This window comes from Idiomarina sp. PL1-037, from assembly GCF_034422975.1.
Lineage (GTDB): Bacteria > Pseudomonadota > Gammaproteobacteria > Enterobacterales > Alteromonadaceae > Idiomarina.
The window spans coordinates 1,790,561-1,817,105 of sequence record NZ_CP139873.1; the positions used below are offsets into that span (position 1 = coordinate 1,790,561).

Consider the following 26,545-nt stretch of genomic DNA (forward strand, 5'->3'; position numbering starts at 1 on the left):
CTGAAGCGAAATGGAGCAAAGAATGAAACTCTTTAAACTCAGTTTAATCACCCTTAGCGTCATCAGTCTAGCCGCTTGCGATCTCGAAGGAGATGACGGTGTTAATGGTACCGATGCTATTAACGGTCTGACCAAACAAACAACTTTAATGACCAGCAATGAAAATTGTCCTAACGGTGGCGTTCGTATCGACTCTGGGCAAGATACAAATGGCAATAACAAATTGGACGACAGTGAAATTCAGAGCACAAATTACGTTTGCGAGCCCGGTAATACGGCTATTAATAGCGGAGAAATATTGAATAACCTTAATAACAGCTGGTATGTCCAAGCTCAGCAGGTATCGGAACAAAATAAAGAAGCGTGGCTGGAAGCTACCGTTAAAGAGGCTCGCGGACAGGCAAAAAATGTAATTCTGTTTGTAGGCGACGGAATGGGAGTTTCAACAGTTACCGCTGCACGCATACTGGATGGTCAACGCAGAGGCTTAATGGGTGAAGAAAACGAGCTCAGCTTCGACCACTTCCCTTTCTCCGGACTTTCCAAAACCTACAATGTGGACGCACAAACACCTGACTCTGCCGGCACAATGACAGCAATGATGAGCGGCGTCAAAACAGACGTTGGTGTTATTGGAGTTGACGAAACCGTTCAACGCGGTGACTGCTCAACGGCACAAGGCAATGAGCTGGTTACGGCTTTAGAGTTAGCCGAAATTGCGGGTAAGTCGACGGGTATTATATCCACCGCCAGAATCACTCACGCTACGCCAGCAGCTACCTTCGCAAAGTCGGCTGATCGCAACTGGGAAGATATTTCCGACATGCCACAAGAAGCCATTAACTCAGGCTGTAAGGATATTGCGGAGCAATTAGTTAACTTTGAGGCTAATTTGGAAAGTCGCTTCAGCGGTCTTGATGTAGACGGCATTGAGGTTGTTATGGGTGGCGGGCGTCGACACTTCTTACCTAAAGATCCAGCTTTTAACAGTCCGGACGCTGCCAGCAGTGTTGAGGGTGACCGTACCGATGGCCGCGACTTAACCACAGAGTGGCAAACGCAATATCCTACTGGCATCTACATTTACGATAGCATCGGTTTTGACAGCATAACAGACTCAACGGAACGTGTGTTTGCGCTATTCAACGAGTCGCATATGCAATATGAAGCTGACCGCAGCAACGATATTGCCGGTGAGCCGTCACTGACAGAAATGACAGAAAAAGCGATAGCCGTACTAAATAAGAATCCAAGAGGTTTCTTTCTTAGCGTAGAATCTGGACGAATCGATCATGCTCATCACGCCGGGAATGCTTATGGCGCTCTTAATGACACCATAGAATTTGCCCGGGCAATAGCTAAAGCCGACGAAATGACCAATGATGACGATACGCTCATTATTGTTACAGCGGATCACGGGCATGTTTTTACAATTGCCGGATATCCTAAACGCGGCAACCCTATACTAGGCAAAGTTGTAAATGTAGGCGCTGATGCTCCGGCTGAAGCTGCAGATGGAATGCCATACACTACGCTAGGTTATACAAACGGTCGTGGCTTTATGGACTTAGGCAGCGAAACAAACTCTGATGCAAGCTACGGAATGCCTATAAGCGCAGGGCGTAAGGACCTAAATAGTATCGATACAACTCAACCAGGATACCACCAGGAAGCCCTGGTTCCCCTATCTTCTGAAACCCACTCGGGTGAAGACGTTGGGATTTATGCAAAAGGTCCTGCCGCTTTTATGGTAAACGGCACCAATGAACAAAGCATTATCTTTCATATTATGAACTATGCAAGTGACTTAGCTGAACAAGCAGAAAACCGCTTAAACTAACCCCTTCACGGCGGCTCTACAGCCGCCTTTCCAAGAGGATAATGCAATGTGGAAAATACTTTCAATTTTGATTATTGCCATTACCAGTACTCAAGTTTCAGCCCAGAGTTGCGATGCTCTCTGGTTAACTGCTGATTACGATATTAAGCACTCAACCCAAGCAGGTAATGAGCAGCATACGAAAATGACAGTGTGGCGAAAACCCGAACATGTGGCTCATCAATACGCGCAGACACAAATCACAGAGATGTGGCAATTTGTGCGCCAAGGCATGCTAAAGCCAACTCGTTATTTTGACGAACACAAACGTGCTATCGAATACCAGCCTAATGAGCTCGTTCATGGAAAACGAGAAACGGATTGGTCCTATAGAAACCAGTTGGTTTCTAACCAGCTTATCGATTCGATGAACAAAGTGGATGAACGTGACTCTGGCTGCATGAAAGTGGTCACTTATAAAAAAACGCTAAATGGAAACGAATTGGTACTTGAGTGGCTTCCGGCTTACAAGCTGCCACTTCGCTTTCAGCGAAAAGATAACCAAGGCAACAGCATAGTCTGGCAGCAACAAAGTCTAACGAAAGACTCCGACAAAGTGGCTGCATTTTTTGAGCGAAGAGACAATTATAAAGCGACCGACTATGCTGATATTGGTGACGATCATACTGACCCATTTTTAACGAACATGGTGACTCAGGGCTTTATCGAGCAAGGCGCCAGTGGCTTTTACGATACCAAAGGGCGTGCTATTAAAAGCGAGCACACCCATTAATTATGCAAGTTAAAGGTGTAATGCCAATACCAGACGAGCTATTCCACACAAACGCAGTTCCGGCCGGCACTTTTCGCTTTGTATAACTGCCGGTCTGCCCGTCGAATTGTACCGGCCGCCGCTTGCTTGGCTTTAAGGGGCGCAGCCCCCATACTTAAGGTTAATACAGGCGGCTTCGCTTGTTTGTACTCATGCGTAATCGCTAGTTCAACTATGGCCTCACGCAATTCATTCAACTTCTGCTCAATGGGTTCAGCTGCTGGGATAATTATTGCGAACTCTTCGCCTCCATAGCGGTAAACTTTTAGTAGTGTTTTGTCTCTTAGGCAGTCAGCAATTCTTTTCAAAGCACGGTCACCCGCCTCATGCCCGTAGTTGTCGTTGTATGGTTTAAATTCGTCAATGTCGGCCATCATTAAATAGTAGGACTTCCCTGACTCGATAGCGGCACTCAAATCCTTGTCAAAAGCTCGACGATTAAATAGCCCGGTTAAACCATCCATATGCGCCAGCGCGTCCAATTGCTTATTCGCCTCAGCCAGCTCTGCTGTGCGTGACTCAACTTGTTGCTCCAGTTCCGTTTGAGCCGAAATAAACCGAGCCGCCATAGTTTTAAATGCATCCAGCGCTTGTTTAACTTCACCCCGGGCTTTTATAGATGCTGCTCTGTGAGATAAAGCTTCCTGGTAATTACGCTGCCCCATTAATGACGCTACTGTTGCTACTTCGTGCAATGGTTTACTGATTTCTCTTTGAATAAGCCAGTACGTCATCAACAGAATAAGTATGACTAAGCCGACACCCGCCGCTACCAATCTAATTGGAAGGTCTACCGCTTGTTTACGAATTTCACTCAATGGGTAGGCGGTTATGTGCCACCAATTCGGGCCAGCTATTTTATCGACAATAAGCAGTTGTCCCTCTATCTCGTTCTCTAAAATAAAGGACTGACTCGTCCAGTTTTCCCTTGTGACCAAATGACTTAACTGCTGGTATAAAGGCTCCGCATAAGTTTCAGACGTGAGCGTTGAGCGCTCGACAATAGCCTCTTGCGTCAGATTTGAAGCGGCAATTAAATCGCCTTTCGTATTTAAAACGATGTGCTCTGATTCAGGTCGCTTTTTCTCCGTTAAGTCACTCAATAAACTACTTAATGCGACATCAAAGCTGGCAGTTGCTAAATGCTGCCCGTTTAAATCAATGGGCTTTTGATAGGTAATTGTCCATACATCAGCCGAAATATCATAATAAAGCCCCGTCCAGTTAGGAGCACGATCTGGGTTTTCGCTTTGCAGCGTTGATTTAACCACCGAAAAGTCAGTGATCACCAAATCTTTGTCGGCCAAAAGTCCCCATGGAGAATCAACTGAATAAATTAACAATGCGTTCTCAGGCATAGAGAAGTGGGTATTAGATACGTCTTTTTGCCACGCCGGCCCGAGTTCATTTAAAGCATGCTGGGCCGCCAACACACGTATTTTAAACTCATCGTTTATTGGCTTCTCCCGGGGCCCTAAAAAGGCACTAAGGTTTTCAAAGTATCGAGAGTAAGTTGTAATCCCGCGGTAAAACTCAGGTTTTAATCGTACTACTCCGGGCGAGGTCTCTTCGTACCACTCATCAAATTGGTGAGTCAAACCTTCAGTAGCTCGTGCTATCTCGTATTGATTAAGAAATTCTTCCGTTAAAATATCGGCGTTACTCTCAATACGGTTAAATAAAGCTTGGTTACGTTCAAGGGTAGGTGCTAAATCTCGTTTTAAAACGGTTATAACCCGTTCTCTGTCGTTGCTATAGGTGGTTAGGAAAGTAATAGCCGAAGCAATAATCACAATAGAAATAGCCCAAATACTGATTTTTACCAGCAGCGCTGTTGTTAGCTTCTCCCGCCGGTGCAGTCGGCGATTATCCTGTCGTCTTTCCAAAATGCTAGGCCATTGTTTTCTGTAAATCTAACAAGCATTTTGAACAAATGCTATTATCAAAACAAGCTAAACAACAATAATCAAAACCAAATTCAACGTGAGGGTTCTGGTACTGACCCGATTTATGCTGCTACTTTAGCGCTTTTATATTTATGAAGTACATTTACAAGTCGTCCTTGTTAATAGTTTATAATGGCTATTTTTGACTGACTAACGTTGAAAGATGCCCACTGCTGCTCACTTTGGCAGCCGACCGAATTCCGGCACATCACCTAAACCTTTATCCCAAACAGCTTTGCTAGATGTAAAGATGTGAGCTGTTGGTGCCATAGAGACTTCCGTATCCAAACACCCGGCGGGAATGGCGAGCAACCCCGCCTCATGAATGATTGGCAATGCGGAACCGCAGAACTTACAAAAACTTTTCTTGTGACGAGTACCTGGAAGCGTGAAGGTTGTCACAGAATTTGAGCCCGCCAACCAAGTCAACTTGGCTGATTTCGAAAATAGATTCGCCGCATGAGCAGACCCGGTATCCTTTTGGCAATGCTGACAATGACACAGGTAAAAGCCATCGAACTTCCCTTGCACTTCAAATTTCGCATTGCCACACAGGCAAGAACCAGAATAATCAGTCATCAAGTTTTCCTCTATTGCCTGGAGACCGCGCGAACATTACATTTTTATATTGTGCGCGCGCATTAGCGCCTCCTTAATGGACATTGGTTATAGGACTGTGCTTGGAGCACAAAAGCTTAGCCACCTCAAACCTCAGCAGATTAAACAATGCCCTTGAGGTGGCTTTGTCAGTCCTTACCTTCAGTCGTTTCTTGATCCTCTGCTTTGAGTGGAGAATAAATACATGAAACACCACCTTTTGTAAGGGCAATGTTGAAGCGGTGATCACAATTAACTGCTGCAAAAATAACGGGTAATTGCTCATTTCCGAAAGAACCAGGAAGGAAGACAACCTTCTGACCTGCTTTACATGAAGCGGCAGTAACGTCTTTTTGCCAATCCCTCACTTCACATAAGCTTTCTTGATCAATCGGAACGCTTTGATCGTTACAGCCTGACAAGACGGCAATAGCTGCCGACAATATAAGTCCTCTTTTAATCATATTTTTCTCCTGTTATACCCGCTCTAAATTCTAATTAAGCTCATAAACTGACTGCCTGAAGTCTAAAACTTTTATGCCGTGCGCGTGCATTTTGAACCTAATTCATAGGTATCACGAACAACGTTAGGTTAAGAATTGAAAATACTAAAAAAAGGTTAATCATCACTCTCATATCTCTGGAAAAGTTTATTTAGCCTGTTCAGTCTTGACTGAACAGGCTAAACAGCTTAGCCTTAAATTATCCAAATTAACAAGTTTTTACTATGAATAAGCTCACCGAAGCAGAATTACAGTTTATTACCGATATGGGCATGCACACTCAGGGCTATGGTCTTTCTCGCATTGCCGGGCAAATAATTGCGGCTCTTATCATATCTGATGCCCCACTAAATACAGCCGATCTCATGAGCTTACTTGAAATAAGTAAAGGAAGTGTCAGCACCAATATTCGCTTTTTGGAAATGCTCCAGCTGGTCGAACGCAGAGCGCTGCCTGGTAAGCGCCAAAACCATTTTGTAATGCGTACCAACCCTTATGATTCGCTGCTGGAATTAAAGATAAAACAGCATGAAGAAGCGAAAAAGATAATAACGGAAGCCAAAGCAAGTATTAAGAATTCTAAAGCTCAGGAGAAAATTACTGAGCTGGAAAGGTTTAATACACTCTACGATGAAAGCGTGAAAAAGTTGCTGTTGGAGTTGAAATCCGAACGCTAAGCCATGCTCAATAGTCAGAAAAATTGACGTTTGACGAAAACATTTAAATAATTTAGGTGCAACATCAATGACCTCATCATCACGTGGCTCACTGCACAAGCAGCAAGGCCGAATCAGTAGCTCTACAGCCGTATTTATTGCCATCGTAACCTTGGTTTTCTTGTGGATAGCCAGTGGTTTCATCTTCAGAGGCGATACCGAAAAGACAAACGCAACTAAGAGCAATTTACCGTCAGTTGCAGTAAGAAATAGTCAAGCCCAGCTTGTGGCTCGCGAGTTGACACTAAACGGCGAAATTAGACCAAATCAGCAACTTAATATTCGAGCACGTACTGACGGCATGCTCGAGATGATTGCCGACAGCGGTGCTGAGGTTAACCAAGGTGATGTCATTGCAAAACTTTCTATTGATGATCGCGAAGTTCAACGCACTCAGGCAGAAGCTCAAGTAACAAAAGCACAAAGCGACTTCAATGCGACGAAAAAGCTCATCGAACAAAATTTGTCGTCCCAGTCTCAACTCCAGGCGTTGGAAGCACAACTAGAAGCAGCACGAGCACAGCTTCGCCGTATTACCTTCGATATTGAAAATACTGAATTGACAGCACCGGTCAGCGGCGTTATCAATCAACGCTTTATTGAGCAAGGTGCTTATGTGTCAGCCGGCAACCAAGTACTAGAGCTTATCGATAACGATCCGTTAATCGCCATTATTAACGTACAACAAAGTCAAATTCACAGGCTCAAACTCAACATGCCCGCGACGGTCAAACTTATCGGTGGTACTGATCGTCAGGGACAGGTCAGCTTTATCGCTCCTATTGCCGATCCGCAGACCCGGACATTTCGCGTTGAAATAACCATCCCAAACCAGAACGACCCTATCCCTTCCGGTATGAGTGCCGAAGTCACTATTGAAACCAACAACGTTAAAGCACACAAAATTTCTGCGGCCCAAATCAAAATAGATGCCGCTGGCCGCATGGGTGTTTTAACCATTAATGACAATAACGAAACACGTTTTTCTCCAGTTACTGTGGAGCGGGCAGACGTTAATGCCTTATGGGTCAGCGGGCTGGATGACGAAACGCGTTTAGTCATCATTAGCCATAGTTCGTTGACCGCCGGTCAAAAAGTTACCCCCAAACCCGTACCTGCTGATTATGACAAAGGCGAGGAATTATAATGAAAGCCTTTATTGCCGCCGCTTTCTCACGCAATCGCGCAGCGATACTGTTACTCGCTGTGTTGTTTATAATGGGCAGCATCGCCTACGCCACAATTCCCAAAGAAGCAGCACCCGAAATCGACATTCCGGTATTCACCGTCACCGTAAGCTACCCCGGCATTTCAACCGAAGACAGCGCACGCTTATTGGTCGAGCCGCTTGAGCGAAAATTACAAAGCATCGACGGTTTAGATACTTTAACCGCTCAAGCCGGTGAAGGCTTTGCCATGTTGCAACTGGAGTTTGCCGCAGGCTTCGACAATGAAAAAGCATTGCGTGATGTCAAAGATGAAACTGAAAAAGCAGAGCAAGATTTACCATCCGATGCTGAGCAGCCCACGGTGCAAGAAGTTGATCTGTCGTTATTCCCCATTTTAACGGTCGCGCTCTCAGGCAATATTCCCGAACGGGACTTAATCCAACTGGCACGTAACTTAGAGGATAAACTTGAAACGCTTAATGGCGTACTCGAAGTCGATATGTCCGGTGATCGTGAAGATCTGTTAGAGATCATCATTGAACCATTAGCTATGCAGTCTTACAACATTTCATTAGCGGAGGTGTCGCAGGCTATTAGTAATAACAACCTTCTGGTTACCGCGGGTGCAATGGATACCGGAGCAGGACGCATTAGCGTCGCCATCCCTGGCACCATTGAGAACATTGTCGATGTACTCGAGATGCCGATAAAAACTACGCCCAATAATGTCGTACGGGTAAGCGATGTCGCTGAAGTTCGACGCACCTTTAAAGATCCCGTCAGTTACGCCCGTATTGATGGTCAACCGTCGATAGCACTTGATATTAAAAAACTGAGCAGCGCTAATGTGATTGACGTTGTCGATCGTGTAACCCAAATGGTCGAACAGGAGCGCACCGACTGGCCTGCAACCGTTAATGTCGCTTATATGCAAAACCAGGCCGACGATGTTAAGCAATTTCTGGGCGACCTTGAAAACAATGTCATACTCGCCATTATTCTCGTCATACTAACTGTCGTGGTGGCTTTGGGCGTCAAAGCTTCCCTGCTCGTTGCTCTTGCGATTCCAGGCTCATTTCTTGGCGGCATTCTAACGCTGCAACTGCTGGGTATTACACTGAACATCGTGGTGCTGTTCGCACTCATTTTAGTCATTGGTATGTTAGTGGATGGTGCCATTGTCGTGGTCGACCTTGCGGAGCGCTATCGTCGACAAGGACAAGACCGATTACAAGCCTACCTGGCAGCTTCCCAACGCATGGCGTGGCCTATTATTGCGTCGACAATGACCACCCTCGCCGTATTTATACCACTGCTCTTTTGGCCTGGTATGGCCGGGCAATTTATGTTTTATCTGCCCGCCACTGTTATCATAACACTGCTCATGTCTTTACTCATGGCATTGGTTTTCGTTCCGATAATTGGGTCCTCAGTAAAAAGCAAAGTATCAGTGACCTCACAATCAGAAAAAGCAGCAGACAAAGGCTCAAAACTGCAGTCTTTGGTTAGCTATATGGTGGGTAAGCCGTTACTTGCTTTGCTGGTCAGCCTGTTTGTCTTATTACTTTCATTTTTCCTCTACAGCAAGCTCGGGCAAGGCGTAAACTTTTTCCCTGACATCGAGGCCGATCGTATACAAATACAAGTTCAAGCCGATGGTAATTTATCAGTAAGTGAAGCTGATAATCTGGTTAAGCTCGTCGATAAGGCCGTTGAGCCGGTCGCGGGCATTGAACGCATTTATTCTCGTACCATCGGGTCAGTTGAGGAAAGGCTAAAAGCCAACCTGGACTCTGAAATTATTGGTACGCTACAAATTGATTTGCTGGATTGGCAGGAGCGCGATTCTGCCGCAAAAATCATACAGCGTATTCGCGCTAAAACAGACAACTTACCCGGGATAGCACTAAAGATTGAAAAACAACAAAGCGGTCCGTCCTCTGCTCGTCCCGTCTCTATAGAAGTGTCAGCGAAAGATCGGAGCTTATTGCCTGAAGCCGTGGGTAAGTTGCTCGAGATAATGAAAGAATCAGATGATTTTATTGATACGTCCAGTGACATGGCGACCCCTAAGCCACAGATAAAAATTGATGTGGACCGTGAAAAAGCTGCTGAGTATGGCGTCGATGTCGCGACCTTAGGTACCTTAGCGCGTCTATTGACCGATGGTGTCTTAGTTGGCACTTATCTGCCTGAGTCGGCACCAGAGCAAGTCGATATTCGTATACGCTATCCCTGGGAAGAACGCTCAATGGCAGACCTTGCTAATTTACGCATTCCAGCGAGCAGAGGTCTCATGCCAATAGAAAATTTTGTCCAGTTATCGCCCAGTTTAAGCCCAACTATTATCACTCGTGTGAATTCACGCAACGTACAAACAATTGAATCAGGTCTTGTTCCTGGAGTGACTGTTGGCGAAGCAACGGAAACGTTGCGACAGAAGATCAAGAAGAGTGATTTTGCCAAAGGTGTGGAATTTGATTTTACCGGAGAGCTTGACGACCAGAATGAAGCCATGAGCTTTTTATTACTGGCATTTGCCTTAGCCATTTTCTTAATGCTGTTCGTCCTACTATTACAGTTGAATAGCTTCTTCCAGAGTGCTTTAGTGCTATCCGCCATTGTATTCTCTTTAGCTGGCGTGCTGCTTGCATTACTCGTGCGGCAAGAGCCCTTTTCTGTAGTAATGAGCGGAATCGGCATTATGGCTCTGGCGGGTATTGTAGTGAATAATAATATCGTTCTAATTGACGCATATAACGAGTACCGCTCGGATGGATTATCTCCGATGGAAGCTGCGGTAAAAGCAGCAATGCAACGTTTAAGTCCGGTACTTCTCACCGCGACAACGACGATAGTCGGATTGTTACCTATGGTGTTGGGGTTAACCGTCGACTTTTTTGAGCGGGATATTTTTATTGGGGCGCCTTCAGGACAATACTGGATCCAGTTATCTACAGCACTGGTTGGCGGACTGCTAGTTGCGACGTTTATTACGCTTCTATTAACTCCGGCAATGCTTGCCTGGGACGGCCAAAGAAGGGAGAAAGCCAATTAAACTTGGCTTCACTATGCGCTTACACCATATCGTTTTAACGGTCATTATTTGTTCTAGCTGTATCGCCTGCAGCAGTCTTCCCGACTTAGAACAGCGAACGCCAAGCTACTCTGTGTCAGTTTCAAAAACTCAAAGCACTCGGCTTGGTCAGTTCTTATCTCCGGTACTTCGAAACTCCCCCGAAAGTACCGGTATAATACCTTTAGCCGAAGCAGAGCCGTCCTTAGATGCCAGGCTGATATTAATCAACAATGCACAAGTTGCACTGGACATTCAATATTATATCTGGCGTGACGATAAGTCTGGACAACGTTTAACTAAAGCCATTTTCCAAGCTGCTAATCGTGGTGTAAAGGTTAGGTTGTTATTGGACGATCTTCACTCCCGGGATATTGACGAGTCCTTACAAAGGCTAAACGGTCATCCTAGTATAGAAGTGCGATTATTTAACCCATTTCTCCCCAGAAGCTCTCGAGTACTAGGGTTTATAACGGACTTCCCACGAGCAAACAGACGCATGCACAACAAGTCTCTTACTGTGGACAATCAAGCTACGATAGTCGGGGGAAGAAACATAGGTGATGACTATTTTTACCGCTCTGATGGTATTCTTTTTGCTGATCTGGATGTTCTTGCGATAGGAGATGTAGTTGCGAAAGTATCCAGCGATTTTGACGCTTTTTGGAACAGTGACTCAGCTTACCCCTATGAACTTATTTCTCAATCAACGACGCCATCAGACTCCCCTTTATTTATTCATCAAACTAATATTGATCAACCATCCAATCTCAGTGAATTATTGGATAACGATTCAATTATTTGGGCTGAAACTCAAATAGTGAGTGATAGCCCGCTTAAAGCCTTAGGTAAAGCGGAGCCGGATCAACTCATCGTTCACGCACTCCGGAAGATAATTGGTCAACCTAAAAAGCAATTATTACTGGTTTCTCCCTATTTCGTACCAACCCTGTCAGGAGTGAAAGCGCTAGAGAGCATTGCAGAAAACGGAGTGAGTATTAGTGTGTTAACAAATTCCTTTGCCGCTACCGATGTTGCCGTTGTGCACTCGGGATACGCAAAGTGGAGGAAACGTCTCTTAGAAGCTGATATACGCTTATTTGAGATGCGCCCAGGTACTGTTGGCACCGATACCACTATCTATGAATCTGTCGAAACAAGTTTCTCCAGTTCAGCAAGCAGCCTTCATGCAAAAACATTTGCCGTTGACGGACAACGTGTTTTTGTTGGCTCATTTAACTTTGACCCTCGCTCAGCAAGGCTCAATACTGAGCTAGGCTTTGTTATTGAGAGCCCCGAAATAGCATCAACGATGGCAGATGTCTTTATCGAAGAAGTCCCTTACAGCGCCTATGAAGTGCGCTTAGCTCCATCCGGTTCGCTATACTGGCTTGAGCAAAACGGCAGCCATCATCGCCGATACGATACAGAGCCAGGAACAACCTGGTTTCAAAGGTTTTCGGCCGGATTTTTTTCGTTGTTACCCATTGATTGGTTGCTTTGAAAAGTGAGTTGGCTTACTCGGTGAAGCGCCATTTTTTCTTAATCACTTTATGCACGAACCATGGTCATATTACTCGGAGTTTTTTTGTTGGAATGCTATAGGTCATAAAAATGCTAAATAGAATATTAAAGTATCTAGGTATAGCGTGGATGGTTATTATTTTTGTTTTTGTTCCCATTACTTATACTGCATTACTATTCGCCTCTGATGCTGAAATAAACCTGTGGGTCACTATTTTTTTTATCTCTACAGTATTCATCACTTCACTTTGGAATATCTTTAAAAAGTATCGCGAATACAAAGTCGGGATCCAACTTAGCAAGATGTTTACAACCGTTTTAAACCGTCCGTAGAAACGGGGTAGAACCCGATGGCTGGGCGGATTTTTAATGGATAGGCTGAATAAATTTAAATAAGGTGTCGATTAATGGCAAAAATCGGTCGCAATGAACCCTGCCCGTGCGGTAGCGGCAAAAAATATAAGCGTTGTTGCATGAGTTCTGTTGGTAAGCAGCATGCTGACTTTGTTGATAGCATCGAGCAGATGTTAGCAATGAATCCTGATCTTTCAATGGACGAGCTGAATGTTATCGCCGAGCACCAATCTAATAAAATTAATAACACGCCTCACCAAGACTTCTGCGGTCTGACCCCAGGGCAAGTTAATAACTGGCTCTATGCCCTTTTTTCCGAGTTAGACGGCATCACAATAAATACACCCTCTGATTTAAGCACCAGTCCGGTCATGCGTTATTTGGAACTAATGCTGGAGACCGCATTAGCTAACGGTGGGCAGATTAAGGCGACCGCCAAGGGTAACCTCCCGGCGGCGCTTGTGAAAGAAGCGAGCGCATTTTTACCCGAGTTTGCGGTTGCTCCATTCGAGCGGGCCATCAGCATTAGTGAATTTGCGGGTGCCAATGAAGACAAGTTTAACGCACTACATTACTCCCGTGTTCTTACTGAAATAGCGGGGATTTTTAAGCTAAAAAGTAATAAGTTCCACGTCTCTGCCTGGGCTAAACGCCAATACCAGCAATCTGGCCTGGAATCGTTTTTCCCCATCATGCTAGAAACAGCCGTTTACAAATACAACTGGGGTTACTTTGACCTTTGGGAAGATGAAATTCCGCTACAGCAGTTCTGGCTATTCATGGTTTGGCGACTTCAGCATCATGAGTCTCACGAACGATTGGTAGATGAGATGATTCAGGCATTCCCTGATTTGCTTACTGCGCTCGCTGGAGAAGAATTTTTCTCTGAGAAAGATAAGCTTTCGCTCCTCATCGAATCAAGGTTTATTAAGCGTTTTCTGCAATTCTTTGGATTTGTCATGGTTGACCCTAGGCGCGTTATTGATGGTAAAAGGGTTGCTCCCCAAGTGACCTGCTTACGGTCAATGCACGAGACATTTAACGTCAGCATTGAATAAAATTAGATTGTCGTTAACCGCCTACCGGTAAAGTAAGTTTGTGATTTGTTGAGATAGTCGATAATCTGAGAACCTTGGTGAGCGTAAGGATCAGAAGCCACACATGATTGAGATAAAAGAAATTATCAGGCCCTTAGAGCAAGGCAGCACTCGGCCCTTTTTATGTGTCGCCGATGATGGCAAAAAATACGTTGTCAAAGGACAGCGAACAACCAACAAGCAGCTAATCTCTGAATACGTTTGTGCACACCTAGCCAAACGTTTTGGCTTGCCGTTACCAAATTTCAAAGTTGCTTACATCGACTCAACGGTCATCAAATACAACGAGGAGGCACAAGACTCTCTCGGCGAAGGTGATGCGTTTGCTTCCGAATTTATCGATGGTCTTCAAGAGGTCAACTATCAACTAATGATGAACTTTGGACAGGAAGTAGCTGCAAACTTATTTATATTCGATCTTTGGGTCCGTAACGGCGATCGTACTTTGTCAATGAAGGGCGGCAACCCAAATGTATTCTATCAACCTGCCGAGCAGCGCTTTTGGGCTTTAGATCATAACTTGGCATTTGATGATAGCTTCGAATTTTACGACTTTACTAAAGATCACCTCGGTAGAGACGCCTGGATACAACAGCGGGATTTATTATCGCGACAACTTTATCAAGATCGCGCGAGTAACTGTCTTCGACAGCTTGATGAAATATTCTCGCGGGTACCAGATGAGTGGGATCTAACAGATGACTTTATGGAGCAGATTCGGTTAACATTAGGTCTAATAAACCATGACAACTTCTGGGAGCGGATATAATGAATACGTTATGCATGTATGCCACTGTGCGTTTTATGCCGTTCGCTGAAACCCAAGAGTTTGCTAATGTTGGTGTGGTCGTTTGTGCGCCCGATACCGGTAAAATTAAGTTTAAACTTGCACGTAAGCGTTTTGGTCGTGTTAATCAATTCTTTGAAGACCTCGATGGCAAGTTGTTCGGCAGCGCATTACAACTTTTAGAGGCAGAACTTAATCGCCTGAAAGAATTCGCCATAGACAAGCCAGGAAAAGCTACCGCTGCGTTATTTCAGGAGCTGACCCGGCACCGAGAAGGTGTGATCTCTTTTGGGGGAGTTAGCACTGCAGTAGTTAATAACATTGACGATAAGCTCATCGACTTGTACGAGCATTATGTCGAAAGAAGCTTCCTTAGCGAAAAGTATCGCGAGAGCATAATAGAACAAAACATTCGTCAACTGTTGAAACGTGAAAATGTAAAAGACTTTAAGGCTCAAGTGCTCGAAACAAAGCTCGGTGAATTCAAGCTGCCATTCGTTAAAAAAAGTGCTAACAGTACAAAAGTAATTCGGCCTCTTGCGTTTGAACGAAAAACGCCATTAGCAGCCTACGAGCATGCAGCTCAGTGGATAGATAGACTCACACGCCTACAACATGAACAGATAGTGTTGCCTCACAACATGATGCTGGCAGTAGAAAAGCCAACAGACAAAGGGTTTGAAGAAGCGTACTTTGAAGCCGTTAACATCGCTTCTCAAAGAGAGATAATTGTCGCGAATGCCAATGATTCTCCAGAAATTTTGAGTTTTGCTAATAACGCATAATTCAAAGCCCGGATCAAAAAATAGGGGCTTGTAGCCCCTATAGCTCGAGTTCAGCAAAGTCCCTATCAACATCCTCTTGAGTAATGCCAATATAGCGCAGCGTCACAGCCTCAGAGCTATGGCGCAGCATTTTCATTACCCTGGCAATGTCGTTAGTGTTCTTATAAAGGTGGTAGCCGCGGGTCTTCCGCATTGAGTGAGTACCCAGTTTAATGCCAACCTCCTCCCCTATCGCCGCGAACGCCCGCGAAACGTAACGGCGGCTAATCGGGGCCTCGTCTAAACCTTTAGACCATTGGTTTCGATAAGATTGAAATAGGTAAATATGGTCTGGATGCTCTTCTTTAATGCGAGCAATAATCGACCGTGCTTTGTCGTTCAGTTTAATGGTTGCTTGTTTCGACGTCTTCCCTTCAACCAGAGCCAGACGCTCATCGTGTATGTTTTCAAACTTTATGGATAGTAAATCTGAGATCCGTAATGCCAGGTTCAAGCCCACATCCCAAACGTCCGCAATCTGCTGACCATAAGTTCGTTTGAGAAGGTAGCTAATCAGCTTTACGGTATCCAGATCTTTAACCGCTTGTACTTCGGCCATGATCGAGTTCCTTTTTTGCTGTAAAACGTGATTTTGAGTACTTAAGAGGGTATAAAGGGGGAAATAGCCCGTTTTTAGTGGGTTTGCGTGTTCCCGTTATTGCATTTTGGGAACAAGCTTAAATCGCTATAGGACTACATTATACGGGATAATATATATCTCAAAATTCGAGGCGTCAGCTCGAGCTATTTTTACGATGTGAGAACTTATTCGCTAGTTTTTCTAGCTTTCCTAAACTGCACGAGAAATGCGGTGTTAGTATTTAAAGGTGCCTATGAACGAAAGATTCTTTCTTTATTTAGACATTCTCGGTTTTTCTCAGCTCGTCAGGCAAGGAAGTGAAAAAATTGACGACCTATACGAAGTAATCACCAGCTTAAACGCACATTCTCATGATGCATTTAAAGTTGTCGTTTTTTCAGACACAGTAGTGGTTTACAACGTAAACGGAGGAGACACACCAGAAGATTCCAAATACCTCATCATGTTCATGTGTGAGTTCGTCAAAGACCTAATGCATAGACTTATGGGCAGAAATGTTTTCTTTCGTGCTGTAATTACATATGGCGATTTTACTCACTATGAGTTAAACGATGTCCCATGCTTCTACGGCAATGCGCTAGTTGATGCGTATAACTCGGAAAAAGAGTTAAAAGCCATTGGTTTATTTATAGACAAGCGTATTTCTCATTACAGCAGTATATTTAAATACCGTGAATTTAATAAAAATTATAATTTTGTATACATTACTCAAGCCCTAGATGAGGTTGAGATGTACGGGAAGGGAGGCTTTCCAATACCAGCAGACGTAATAGAGTGCACCGACTCCAAATGGTTCATACTGCCGGAGATACATCACGTAAACAGCATGTACATAGGTTCAATGAATAGTGAGTACTCAGAGTCGATTCGAGAAAAGTACGCAGCTGCATGGGATATGTACCGCCAACACTACCCCCGTTTAACCGAACGTCTCTTATCATCGGGAAATGACGTAACATCAGTAGCTCCTGAAGTAAACTGGAAAGAAGTATTTGATAGGTATCCAGAAGACTACAGTTATGCTATCAAGACTACGAAAACTTACTAAGATGTTTCATTAAGTCTGAAAAATCAGCTTTTGATTAGCCATTAAAGGCATTCTTTAAATTAAATTATAATATTGGTTTAAAAATAATATTGTAAACAGGGATGTGATATGAATTTTGAAGTTTTAGTCGACGACCAGTTCTTTAATATTAGTCAAGATGATACTCTTAGCCCTATAGAAAGAAAGTCTGTTCTATCTATTATGAATGACTATGAAGATGGAAAGTGGCGCTACAGTAAATTCCACAATTTCGTATGGGACAATATTGCTGAGACAACTCTTTCATATCTAGAGCGAGAAAGTTTAATAAACCAGTCTCGTTAGCGCCGCACAAAGTTTAAGACTAACCGACGGTGACATTGGGAAAGGAAGCGAGTTAGCGGAAATAGTTTTATATGGATTAATGAAACATCATTACAAAGCCTTACCGGTTGTTCCAAAGATTTTTTATAAACAAAATGCTCAGGACAACGCAAAAGGAGCTGATAGTGTGCATATCGTTTTAAACGATAAAGACGAGTTCACTATATGGTTTGGCGAAGCTAAGTTTTTCAATGATATTAGCAATGCCCGTTTAGCCGATATTATCGAATCCGTAGGAAATTCGCTATCAACCGAAAAATTAAAACGAGAAAATGCAATAGTAACTAATGTTAACGACATCGACTATCTCGTTAAGAACCAGAGACTCAGGGAAGATATTAAGTCCGCATTATCTCAAAAAGAGTCAATTGATAGTTTAAAGCCTAAACTCCACATACCTATTCTACTTCTACACGAGTGCGAAATAACGCGTAAAAATAGCTTCTTATCAGACTCTTACCGAGAAAGCGTCAAAGATTTTCATTTCGATAGAGCAACAGTCTATTTCAAAAAGCAGCTAGAAAAACTTAACTCGATCCATCTTTATGAAGAAATATCATTCCACTTAATTTTGTTTCCAGTTCCAAAGAAATCAGCGATAGTAGAAAAATTCGTTGCAAACGTTAAACACTACAAAGAGGCGGCGAAAGATGAATGATATTTTTGAGAAAATGCATGAAATAAACGATTCCATACTGACCGGGTCTATGCAAGATGCTAGAAACAAAGTTATAAAGATTTTAGCTGAACTAGAAACAAACAAACAAGAATTCCCTGAACCACTTAATCACTTTATTAGGAGCGTTGGACTCTATCCATATATCAATCTAGACAAGGCCTCATGGCAAGAAAGATTCGTACATGAGTCATTTAAGGTTGATGTTGGCGATGGTGAAGCAGCTCTTCATCGAGACCAATCTTTACTTTTGAAAAAACTGTTACAAAAGAACGATATAGCAGTGAGCGCACCTACAAGCTTCGGAAAGAGTTTTGTCATTGACTCTTTTATTTCCATACAAAAACCAAAGAATGTTGTAATCATAGTTCCAACAATAGCCCTGACCGACGAAACTCGTAGAAGATTACAGAGAAAATTTGGGGATATTTATAAGATTATAACAACCACAGATGTTGAGCTAGCAGACAGAAATATCCTAATTTTCCCACAAGAGCGAGCTGCAAGTTATCTAAGCGAAATTAGTGAAATCGATATTTTGATTGTCGACGAATTTTATAAAGCCAGCAAAGAGCATGATAAAGAGCGTTCGACATCGCTTTTAAGGGCTATACTTAAACTAAGTAAAATATCAAAACAAAGATACTTTTTAGCACCTAACATAAAACAGCTAAAGCAAAGTATATTCACTGATGGCATGGAGTTTTTGGAACTTGATTTTAATACTGTTTTTTTAGAAAAGCACAACAAATACCTGAATATTGATGGACAAGAACATAGTAAAAGTGATGAGTTATTAGAGATACTAAAATATAAAAATGGAAAAACTCTAATATATGCTGGAACTTACTCTGGAATAAACGAAGTCGCTAACCTTATTATAGATTCGTCGGCTGTAAAAGAGAGCCAGTTACTTGTTGATTTTTCGAACTGGCTAAGCAAAAACTACGAACGAAATTGGACTTTAACAAACTTAGTTAAAAGAGGGTGTGGTGTTCATAACGGCAGGCTACATAGATCTCTTAGTCAACTGCAAGTGAAGTTATTTGAAGAAGATGACGGAATAAACAGACTCATATCTACCTCTTCAATTATTGAAGGCGTAAACACCTCTGCTGAAAATGTTATTATTTGGAGAAATAAAAATGGTAACGCAAAACTAAGAGATTTCACCTATAAAAACATTATAGGTCGAGGTGGCAGAATGTTTCGACATTTTATTGGAAATGTTTATCTACTTGAACCCCCGCCAAAAGAAGAAGAAAGTGAATTAGAACTTGAATTTAATCAAGATTTAGCCAGTAGTGTAGATGAAACTGAGTACTCTCAACAACTAACAGCTGATCAAATAGCAAAGATTATAGCCTATAAGGAAGAAATGACCGAAATGCTGGGCGAAGAGTCTTTTAAAAAGCTACAGAGTGATGAGTCTTTTGGAGATTTTGACTCGTCGATAATCCTAAAAGTATCTCGTGCGCTGTCCGACAACCCCGAAAACTATAAATCCTTAGGCTTTCTTAACTCAAACAATCCTGAAAACTGGGGATGGTCGTTATATAAGGCGCTGGAAACAGTTCCAGGTTATATTGGCGCGCCTTATACTAAGTTTGTCGAATTTATTAAGTGTATTTCCAACAACTGGAATCACAGCTTCCCAAATCTTTTAGATGAGCTTTCTAAATTTGATATTGGCATCGATGACTTTTTTGATTTAGAAAGGAAAGCAACATTTAAATTATCTACACTATTAAACGAAATAAATATCATTCAAATGGAATTGTTTCCAACTAATAACGTCGACATCTCCCCTTTTATCGCAAAAGTAGGTTACGCCTTTTTACCTCCTAACATATATAAGCTAGAAGAGTATGGGTTACCGAGAATGATATCCAAAAAGATTCATGAAAGCGGTTATATTGACTTAAAGGATGAAGAGAAACCTATCCATGACATCTTAGATGATTTTAGAAGAGCAGGTGTAGAAAAAATATTAACCTGTTCAGATAGTTTAGACTCATTCGATAAATACATAATCAACCACTTTTTTGAGGGAATTATGGTTAGAAAATAATACTAATAAATTTCACTTTAAAAACCTAGTTCTTCAAAAACGTGTAACCAGAGAAATTCGTTTTACTATTGCTATGAAGAGTTGAAAACAAGGACATCGAAATGAGTGAGTTTTTCGAAATAGCTTATGCAGCTGCAAATAATAGACTATGCCTTTTTACAGGCACTGGTTTTTCTAAATCGGTATCTGATAACGATGCTCCTAGCTGGCAGGAGTTACTAGAAGGGTTATGCGAAAAACTACCTAATCCAGACGAGTTTAAAGCATCAATATTTCCCGCAAACGAGCCATCACAACTTAGTTTAGAAGAGGCAGCTCAAGTAATTTCGATAAAGCTTTCTGCTGAAGGTTTCAATATCCACGAGGAAATCGCTAAAGTTATACGTAACTTAGAACTGAAGGGTGATATAGGACAAGCTAGTAGCTTCTTTTCAAATCGAAAATTCAGGGTCATAACCACAAACTATGATAAGCTATCTGAAGAACTGGCAGCAGAAAATAAATGTCAATCGATTACTCCAGGGCGTCCGATACCGAGGGCTTCTTCTAATGTAAAGGTCTACCACGTTCATGGCTCCACAGATTCTCCAGACGATATGATCGTCACCTCTGAGGACTATTTCAGATTTATTAACAGTGATTCATATTTTTCGCGGAAGCTAAGTACAGTATTACATGAAAACACGGTGGTAATACTTGGCTATTCACTCGGGGATACTAATCTAAAAGCGATCATTAGCGACTATAAAGGCTTTTCTAAAAGCCATGTTATTAGTTCAAATATTTTCCTCATATCTAGATCTTCAGTGGACCAACATGTGAAGGATTATTACTCTCACTGCTATGGAATAAGAGTTCTTGACAAACTAGAGGTAGAAAATTTCTTTTCGCGCTTGAATGAGCAAATACCTAATGCTGAAAAAATTGTTGATAGATCACTGCAAAGCTTACATCGAGTTGTTTACGAAGGTTCCAAGTTTACAGAGAAATTTTTAAAGCTAGATGATTCATTCTACAGAATAATGTCGTCTTTATCTGCAAAAGGCTTAAGTCTCAAGGATGAGCAGGTTGTTACTATGATTGGCGATATTATTGAGGCAAAAAGGAAACATACTCAGGAGCCAAATGCGTGGGAGCAATATGAGCACTTAGCTGGCTGGCTAGCATACTTAGCCTCGATTACGGAAATCGAGGAGACCCCAATAAAAGAGCAATTCTTAGAGACAGTACTTCATTCTATGACCACTATGAGAAATGAATACTATATCGGCTACTCTTGGCATGCCTATAAAGTATGGAAAAACCGTTGGCCGCAGGTAATTGCTCCTAATAGAAGCCTCATCAAACAATATATAAAAGACAGTACCGATTCGGTTGATGCACTGGAGGTAGTGAACAGCGTAGATACTTAACACCTGTGATCTCTGACAAAATTAATTCTATTAAGACTTTAGGAATGTAGTAACACTTAAAGTTACAAAAAATCCTGTAAACCGTATTAAAATATTTATAAAACAATATCTTAAAGAAAAGACCTCATTCGGCCTCCGCAATTTAGAGGCTATAATTCAAAAAAGCTTAGAGCGTCTGCAATCCCTCCCTAAAAGCCCGATCCAAATAATCCCCCCACCACTGCATCAGTTCACGGCGACGCTCGAGGTAATCCGCGCGGTTATAAGCACTACGTACTTGGTTAGGGTCTCCATGCGCCAGCGCTGACTCGATCAAATCGGGATCTTTGCCCTCTTCGTTCATAATGGTGCTCGCTAAGGCCCGTAAACCGTGGCTAACGAGTTTATCTTGGTAACCCATGCGTCTTAACGCCATATTGGCGGTTTGGCTGTTAATGGACGTTTGTGGCTTTCGCAGTGAGATAAATATATGTTCGTACTGCTCGCTTACGCTCTTCATGTCCTCCAGCACCTTCAATGCCTGTTCACACAGAGGGACGGTGTGCTGGCGACGCTTTTTCATCCGTTCAGCCGGGATAACCCAATTCACTTGTCCATCATCAAGCCATTGGATCTCGCTCCATCTAGCGCCAGCAGCCTCAGATGGCCTTGTCATTGTTAGCAACTGCCACTTAATAACCTGGCGAGTAATATACGTAACATTTGTTTCGTGGAGCTTTTTTAAGAAGTCAGGAAGCTCTTTTGCTGTAATTGTCGGTAAATGCTGCTTTTTAGGCTTTTTAAACGCAGATTTAATTGCAACGATTGGATTTCCGGTGATTAAGTTCTTAATGACAGCGTAATTCATTATCTCGCTTAATCGTTGAATCACACGCTTAACGGTTTCCAACCGCCCTGTTTTCTCAACCGGTCGTAGCACGTCAATTATCGTTTGAGCGCTAATCTGGCTAACCGGCGTTTCACCTAAACGGTTAAATACATGTAGCTCTAACGACCGCCAAATATCGTCGGCGTAGTCAGCAGTGACCTCGCTCTTTTTAATCTCGAACCACTCTTCAGCGACTTTTATCAAAGTCGCGTTCTCTGAATAGCGTTGTGCCGCCTTTTCTTCCTCTCTGGCGAGCTTAGGGTCTACTCCTTCAGCAACTTGACTTCTAGCAGCTTCTGTAAACTCACGAGCTTTTTTAAGGCTCACATCGGGATAACTACCCAACCCCATGTTCACGCGTTTTTTGGTAATAGGGTGAATGTAATTGAAGTTCCAAAGCTTAGAGCCATTGACTCTCACTCGCAGCTGCAAGCCCTTCCCATCGGACTTAACGTAGTCCTTGTCTTTTGGTTTGAGTTGTCTGACGGCTGTATCCGTGAGCCCAATAGTAGAGCGCGCCATAAGCAGATCTCCCTTCGTTGTATTCCAAAGAGTGTATCCCAAATCGCTTGGAATACAAATTGGAATACTAAAAACTCAGGCTGCTAGCAATTTTCTTGGGAAGAATTGGGAGGAGAAATGCCTCTGAAAGCCTTATTTTCCGTGAAATAGAAAGAAAAAAGGGGATGTCGTGAGACATCCCCTTTTATGGAATTGGTGGAGCTGGCGGGAGTTGAACCCGCGTCCGCAATACCTACATCCTCGGTCCTACATGCTTAGTCAGTCATTTAGTTAATCAGTGTGACGCCGACTGACAGGCTTCACAACTGACGAGTCCGATTGGTTTTAACGCTTCAGCTCCGGACAAAGCATCCACGCGAGTCTACATTAGGTTGAGCCATCCTGGTCCGGTCTCGCAGACAAAGCGCCGGGGGATGGGCTTAGCGGGTTATTAAGCCGCTAGAGCGTAGTTGTCGTCGTTTGCAACTATTAGGTTGAGGCTTTTTACGAGGCCTGCCTCACCTCGGCATGCACCTTGGGTTTCGTGTATCCCGTCGAATCCAGATCAGCCCCAAAGCTATTACTTACGTAACTTGTGTACTATAACTCAGACACCGCTTAAGTGCTATAAGTTCCGCACCTAAGCGGTTATTTATTAGGCTTTCAGTCAGGTATCAGGCTGCCATATACAAAACTTTTTCAACCAGCTTGCTAATGCCCTCTTCGGCATCCGGCAGGTTTTCAGCCAGCATATAGGCGGGTGTGGTCACTAACTGGTGCTTATCATCAACAACAATGTCGCGAACACCACAGTTCACGTGCTCGCCACCCATTTTATTAATGGCGCTGGCAACTTCGCCGTCATTACCAATAGTCACTTTTACACCCTTGCCGTATATGTGCGGCAACAAGACAGGTGAAATACACATATAGCCCGCAGGTTTCTTCGCTTCAATAAAGGCTTTACCAACCTTCAACACTTGGTCATTTACCGTCATATCAGCACCTTTAACGGCAAAGTCGCAGAAGTTTTTGGCAACACCAAAGCCGCCTGGCAATATCAACGCGTCAAATTCTGCTGAATCTAAATCAGTTAAAGGTTTGACCTCACCGCGGGTAATACGTGCTGCTTCTTCCAGAACATTGCGCTTATCACCGCTTTCCTCACCCTTAAGATGGTTAATGGTGTGCATTTGCTCAATGTCCGGCGCAAAGCACTCGTAGCTGGCACCCTGCTTTGCTATGTGCAATAGGGTTAATACAGCTTCGTTCACTTCCGCTCCGTCAAAAACACCGGAGCCGGATAAAATAACTGCTACTTTTTTCATAGTCGAAACCTCCTGTCCGCTACTTAAAATTCGCTTTAATCCAGTTTAATGTGCGCGTCGTTTTCATCGCGCCACTTCCACTCATTCTCAAGTGTAGCGGTTGGTTGCAGCATGGCAAAATCTAACCGACGTATGGGCTCAGAAGACTTAATGCGAGTAGGAAAGTCCGGATTCGCTAACGACGTTTTCGCCATGGCCAATAAAGCATTAGGATAGTGCGCCGCAACATGCTCATAGTTTTTCTCGCTAATACCACCATTTACAATTAACGGAATGTCCGAAAACTCCTGCACAATGTCGCCCAATGACTTTTTACTGCCGCCTTTAAATGGCTTACGCATTACGTCTGTGTCTGTTGTGTGAATGTAATCCACACCAGCTTTTTCCATCGACTTCACCACTTTTATCATGGCGTCTTCGCCTTCCGGCCACTGATAATCCGAGTCAGTCACGGTAATTTGGCTTAAACGTACACCGACAACGAAGTCATCGCCTGCGGCAGATTTCGCAGCCTTAACGACTAACTCCAGAAAATGCATACGTTTTGCCATCTCTCCGCCCCACTGGTCAGGACGCTGGTTAAAATAATCGCTCAAGAATTCATTCAGCAAGTACCCGTTAGCCGCATGCAGCTCGATCCCGTCAAAACCAGCTTCTTTAGCCCGGTTCACGGCACCAACAAAACCGTTCATAACGGCATCAAAATCCGTTTCATCCATGGCTTTCACGTCAGGCCAACCGTCGGTTTTGCCATACAAGTCCAGCGGTTCGCCTTTAGGCTTTGCTTCGCTGGGGGCGATTGGCGTGTCAGTGTATTCATTGTGTTGACACTGAGCGCCAGCATGCATCAACTGCATAATGAACTTGCAGTCATGTTTGTGTACTCGTTCGACAATTTCTTTCCAGGCATCGGTTTGTGGTGCGTCAGTAATACCCGGTTGATTTTCATACCCCTGGCTTGCCTGCTGATCTGTGTATACGCCTTCGCTGATGATCATGCTCCAGCCACCTTTCGCGAAACGCTCGTAATACTCGCCCATTAACTCCGTTGGCTTGCCTTTCTTGTCGGCACTGGTTCGTGTCATGGGAGCCACAACAAAACGGTTTTCAAGCTTGTGGCCTTTTAATTCAAAATCATCAAATGCTGAACTCATACGGAATTCCTTTTTCATCCAATACTGTTATATGACTTTGAGCATAATTACGCAGAATTCAAGGGGAATTGATCACTTTGTTGTTAAATCAGCTGAAAGTACGACCGCTGCTTTTTGCTTACGACCGCCGTAGCCAAAGGCTTTGCTGAAGGTACTTATAGGCACGGGTAAATATTGACGTTCCGTAGGAGATTCCCAGGGCAAGGTGTCATAGTCGGGGTCGTTTATATAAATGAAGTCGTCGTCTGCAGCGCAAATTAAGACCCAATGCGGTGCTCGAATACCATCAAACTGATAAGTAGAAATGAGCACCATAACCAGACAGCCCTGGCTTAAGTCTTCTTTTATTAAGGTTACGTCGTAGTCGCGTACAACAATGGGAACACCGTGCTTTTCCAGGTAAGTCATATCGGCCTGCTGTATGCGCTGCATTACCGTTTTTTTCTGCTCCTGACGAACCGAATCCACAAATAATGGCTGGTCGGTATTCACTTCCACCCGAACTTTCAGGCCACGCTGAAACGCCGCACGCGCCAGCCCATGAGGGCCACAACCGCCGTGTCCGGAGGTCATATAAATGGTGGTCGCCTGGCGCCAAATTTCCAGTTCTTCGGCTTGCGGGTCACTACTCGGCCGGCCGAAATAGTCCATAGCCATTAGCAAGCTTGCGGGACCACAGGTAAACTCCGTCGACTGGGTCAACATAGGAACATATTCTTCGGTTGCTCCCACGCCTGCATCTTCACCCATTTCATAGCGAGGCAACAGTTTTTGCAGAACCAGAGCGTCTGTCGATTGCGATGCAGAAGGCGGGAAATACGCTTCGCGCAGCTCAATTGCCCGGAAGCCTTCGCTGTTCATCAGCTGTTGCCCTATTGTATTAGAGGTTGCCACCTCGGTACGTAAAAACAAGGAGTGCCGTTCATCAGCAAGGTCTTCTGCAACTTTCAATAAACGGCGCCCATAGCCATTACTACGATGCTCTTTTTCAACAACCAGCGCATAAAGTCGAGCCAGGTTCGTATTATTTCGGTAAAGAACAACGGTATACCCAATGACCTTTTCGTTCAGCAGTAACACCTGAAAATCGGCACTAGGCGACTCAATAAACCGCCGAAAACTGCGCTTACTGATCGCATCTTCGGGGAAAGTGGCAGCTTCTAGCGCCGCTGCCGCGTCTAAATGCTCATTACGTGCCGGTTGAATACTGGCCATAAAATAAAACCCCTTAATTTTACGCAGATTTTACGCCTAAAGACGCTTTCGGTATAGAGATTTT

The 26,545-nt window shown here is 43.6% G+C and carries 21 protein-coding genes and 1 other RNA gene; 13 read left to right on the forward strand and 9 right to left on the reverse strand.

Annotation, left to right across the window (positions count from 1 at the left end; genetic code table 11):
• The first annotated feature begins 22 nt into the window (after nucleotides 1-22).
• Both U0358_RS08380 and U0358_RS08385 read left to right on the forward strand, forming a co-directional pair.
• Nucleotides 23-1,840, forward strand: a complete 1,818-nt coding sequence (locus U0358_RS08380; RefSeq protein WP_322405999.1) for an alkaline phosphatase family protein — start codon at nucleotides 23-25, stop codon at nucleotides 1,838-1,840.
• A gap of 46 nt (nucleotides 1,841-1,886) precedes the next feature.
• Nucleotides 1,887-2,612 (forward strand): hypothetical protein, encoded by a 726-nt coding sequence (locus U0358_RS08385; protein ID WP_317498672.1) that lies wholly within the window; start codon nucleotides 1,887-1,889, stop codon nucleotides 2,610-2,612.
• A gap of 38 nt (nucleotides 2,613-2,650) precedes the next feature.
• Here the strand turns inward: U0358_RS08385 and U0358_RS08390 are convergent, their stop codons facing one another.
• From U0358_RS08390 to U0358_RS08400, 3 genes are all read right to left on the reverse strand, one after another.
• The gene (locus tag U0358_RS08390) at nucleotides 2,651-4,537 is read right to left on the reverse strand and encodes a diguanylate cyclase domain-containing protein (RefSeq protein ID WP_322406000.1); all 1,887 of its coding nucleotides are present in this window, start codon (nucleotides 4,535-4,537) and stop codon (nucleotides 2,651-2,653) included.
• A 237-nt stretch (nucleotides 4,538-4,774) separates the two neighbouring features.
• A complete protein-coding gene (locus tag U0358_RS08395; RefSeq protein ID WP_317498670.1) occupies nucleotides 4,775-5,176 on the reverse strand; it encodes a GFA family protein in 402 nt (133 codons plus the stop codon).
• Nucleotides 5,177-5,343: 167 nt separating this feature from the next.
• A complete protein-coding gene (locus U0358_RS08400; RefSeq protein ID WP_322406001.1) occupies nucleotides 5,344-5,658 on the reverse strand; it encodes a hypothetical protein in 315 nt (104 codons plus the stop codon).
• A 263-nt stretch (nucleotides 5,659-5,921) separates the two neighbouring features.
• Between U0358_RS08400 and U0358_RS08405 the strand changes: the two genes are divergently transcribed.
• The 7 genes from U0358_RS08405 (at nucleotide 5,922) to U0358_RS08435 (ending at nucleotide 15,205) form a co-directional block, all read left to right on the forward strand.
• Complete coding sequence (locus U0358_RS08405; protein WP_322406002.1) at nucleotides 5,922-6,374, forward strand: GbsR/MarR family transcriptional regulator; 453 nt, start codon at nucleotides 5,922-5,924, stop codon at nucleotides 6,372-6,374.
• Nucleotides 6,375-6,441: 67 nt separating this feature from the next.
• Nucleotides 6,442-7,560: an efflux RND transporter periplasmic adaptor subunit gene (locus tag U0358_RS08410; RefSeq protein ID WP_322406003.1), complete on the forward strand. Its 1,119-nt coding sequence runs from the start codon at nucleotides 6,442-6,444 to the stop codon at nucleotides 7,558-7,560.
• Nucleotides 7,560-10,640, forward strand: a complete 3,081-nt coding sequence (locus U0358_RS08415) for an efflux RND transporter permease subunit (RefSeq protein WP_322406004.1) — start codon at nucleotides 7,560-7,562, stop codon at nucleotides 10,638-10,640. The genes U0358_RS08410 and U0358_RS08415 overlap by 1 nt, the downstream gene beginning before the upstream one ends.
• Nucleotides 10,641-10,653: 13 nt before the next feature.
• Nucleotides 10,654-12,162 carry a phospholipase D family protein gene (locus U0358_RS08420; RefSeq protein WP_322406005.1) on the forward strand — a complete coding sequence of 503 codons (1,509 nt, stop codon included), beginning with the start codon at nucleotides 10,654-10,656 and terminating at the stop codon, nucleotides 12,160-12,162.
• 427 nt (nucleotides 12,163-12,589) lie between these two features.
• Nucleotides 12,590-13,594, forward strand: coding sequence for a YecA family protein (locus tag U0358_RS08425; protein WP_322406006.1), 1,005 nt, complete (start codon nucleotides 12,590-12,592; stop codon nucleotides 13,592-13,594).
• Nucleotides 13,595-13,697: 103 nt separating this feature from the next.
• Nucleotides 13,698-14,402, forward strand: a complete 705-nt coding sequence (locus U0358_RS08430) for a HipA family kinase (RefSeq protein WP_322406007.1) — start codon at nucleotides 13,698-13,700, stop codon at nucleotides 14,400-14,402.
• The gene (locus tag U0358_RS08435; protein WP_322406008.1) at nucleotides 14,402-15,205 is read left to right on the forward strand and encodes a DUF3037 domain-containing protein; all 804 of its coding nucleotides are present in this window, start codon (nucleotides 14,402-14,404) and stop codon (nucleotides 15,203-15,205) included. Before U0358_RS08430 ends, U0358_RS08435 begins: the two co-directional genes overlap by 1 nt.
• A 37-nt stretch (nucleotides 15,206-15,242) precedes the next feature.
• Here the strand turns inward: U0358_RS08435 and U0358_RS08440 are convergent, their stop codons facing one another.
• The gene (locus tag U0358_RS08440; protein ID WP_322406009.1) at nucleotides 15,243-15,803 is read right to left on the reverse strand and encodes a tyrosine-type recombinase/integrase; all 561 of its coding nucleotides are present in this window, start codon (nucleotides 15,801-15,803) and stop codon (nucleotides 15,243-15,245) included.
• Nucleotides 15,804-16,077: 274 nt separating this feature from the next.
• Between U0358_RS08440 and U0358_RS08445 the strand changes: the two genes are divergently transcribed.
• From U0358_RS08445 to U0358_RS08460, 4 genes are all read left to right on the forward strand, one after another.
• Nucleotides 16,078-16,893 (forward strand): hypothetical protein, encoded by an 816-nt coding sequence (locus U0358_RS08445; RefSeq protein ID WP_322406010.1) that lies wholly within the window; start codon nucleotides 16,078-16,080, stop codon nucleotides 16,891-16,893.
• A gap of 385 nt (nucleotides 16,894-17,278) precedes the next feature.
• Complete coding sequence (locus U0358_RS08450) at nucleotides 17,279-17,914, forward strand: HamA C-terminal domain-containing protein (RefSeq protein ID WP_322407468.1); 636 nt, start codon at nucleotides 17,279-17,281, stop codon at nucleotides 17,912-17,914.
• Nucleotides 17,907-20,003 (forward strand): DEAD/DEAH box helicase, encoded by a 2,097-nt coding sequence (locus tag U0358_RS08455; protein WP_322406011.1) that lies wholly within the window; start codon nucleotides 17,907-17,909, stop codon nucleotides 20,001-20,003. The genes U0358_RS08450 and U0358_RS08455 overlap by 8 nt, the downstream gene beginning before the upstream one ends.
• Nucleotides 20,004-20,104: 101 nt before the next feature.
• On the forward strand, nucleotides 20,105-21,415 hold the full coding sequence (locus U0358_RS08460; protein WP_322406012.1) for an SIR2 family NAD-dependent protein deacylase: 1,311 nt from the start codon (nucleotides 20,105-20,107) through the stop codon (nucleotides 21,413-21,415).
• Between the two features lie 166 nt (nucleotides 21,416-21,581).
• Here the strand turns inward: U0358_RS08460 and U0358_RS08465 are convergent, their stop codons facing one another.
• The 5 genes from U0358_RS08465 to U0358_RS08485 form a co-directional block, all read right to left on the reverse strand.
• Nucleotides 21,582-22,805, reverse strand: coding sequence for an integrase domain-containing protein (locus tag U0358_RS08465; RefSeq protein ID WP_322406013.1), 1,224 nt, complete (start codon nucleotides 22,803-22,805; stop codon nucleotides 21,582-21,584).
• 193 nt (nucleotides 22,806-22,998) lie between these two features.
• Nucleotides 22,999-23,357: a transfer-messenger RNA gene (ssrA, locus tag U0358_RS08470) on the reverse strand.
• A 101-nt stretch (nucleotides 23,358-23,458) separates the two neighbouring features.
• On the reverse strand, nucleotides 23,459-24,112 hold the full coding sequence (gene elbB, locus U0358_RS08475; RefSeq protein WP_317498651.1) for an isoprenoid biosynthesis glyoxalase ElbB: 654 nt from the start codon (nucleotides 24,110-24,112) through the stop codon (nucleotides 23,459-23,461).
• 35 nt (nucleotides 24,113-24,147) lie between these two features.
• The gene (locus U0358_RS08480) at nucleotides 24,148-25,266 is read right to left on the reverse strand and encodes an NADH:flavin oxidoreductase (protein WP_322406014.1); all 1,119 of its coding nucleotides are present in this window, start codon (nucleotides 25,264-25,266) and stop codon (nucleotides 24,148-24,150) included.
• Nucleotides 25,267-25,338: 72 nt separating this feature from the next.
• Nucleotides 25,339-26,481 carry a peptidase C39 family protein gene (locus tag U0358_RS08485; RefSeq protein WP_322406015.1) on the reverse strand — a complete coding sequence of 381 codons (1,143 nt, stop codon included), beginning with the start codon at nucleotides 26,479-26,481 and terminating at the stop codon, nucleotides 25,339-25,341.
• Nucleotides 26,482-26,545: the final 64 nt, after the last annotated feature.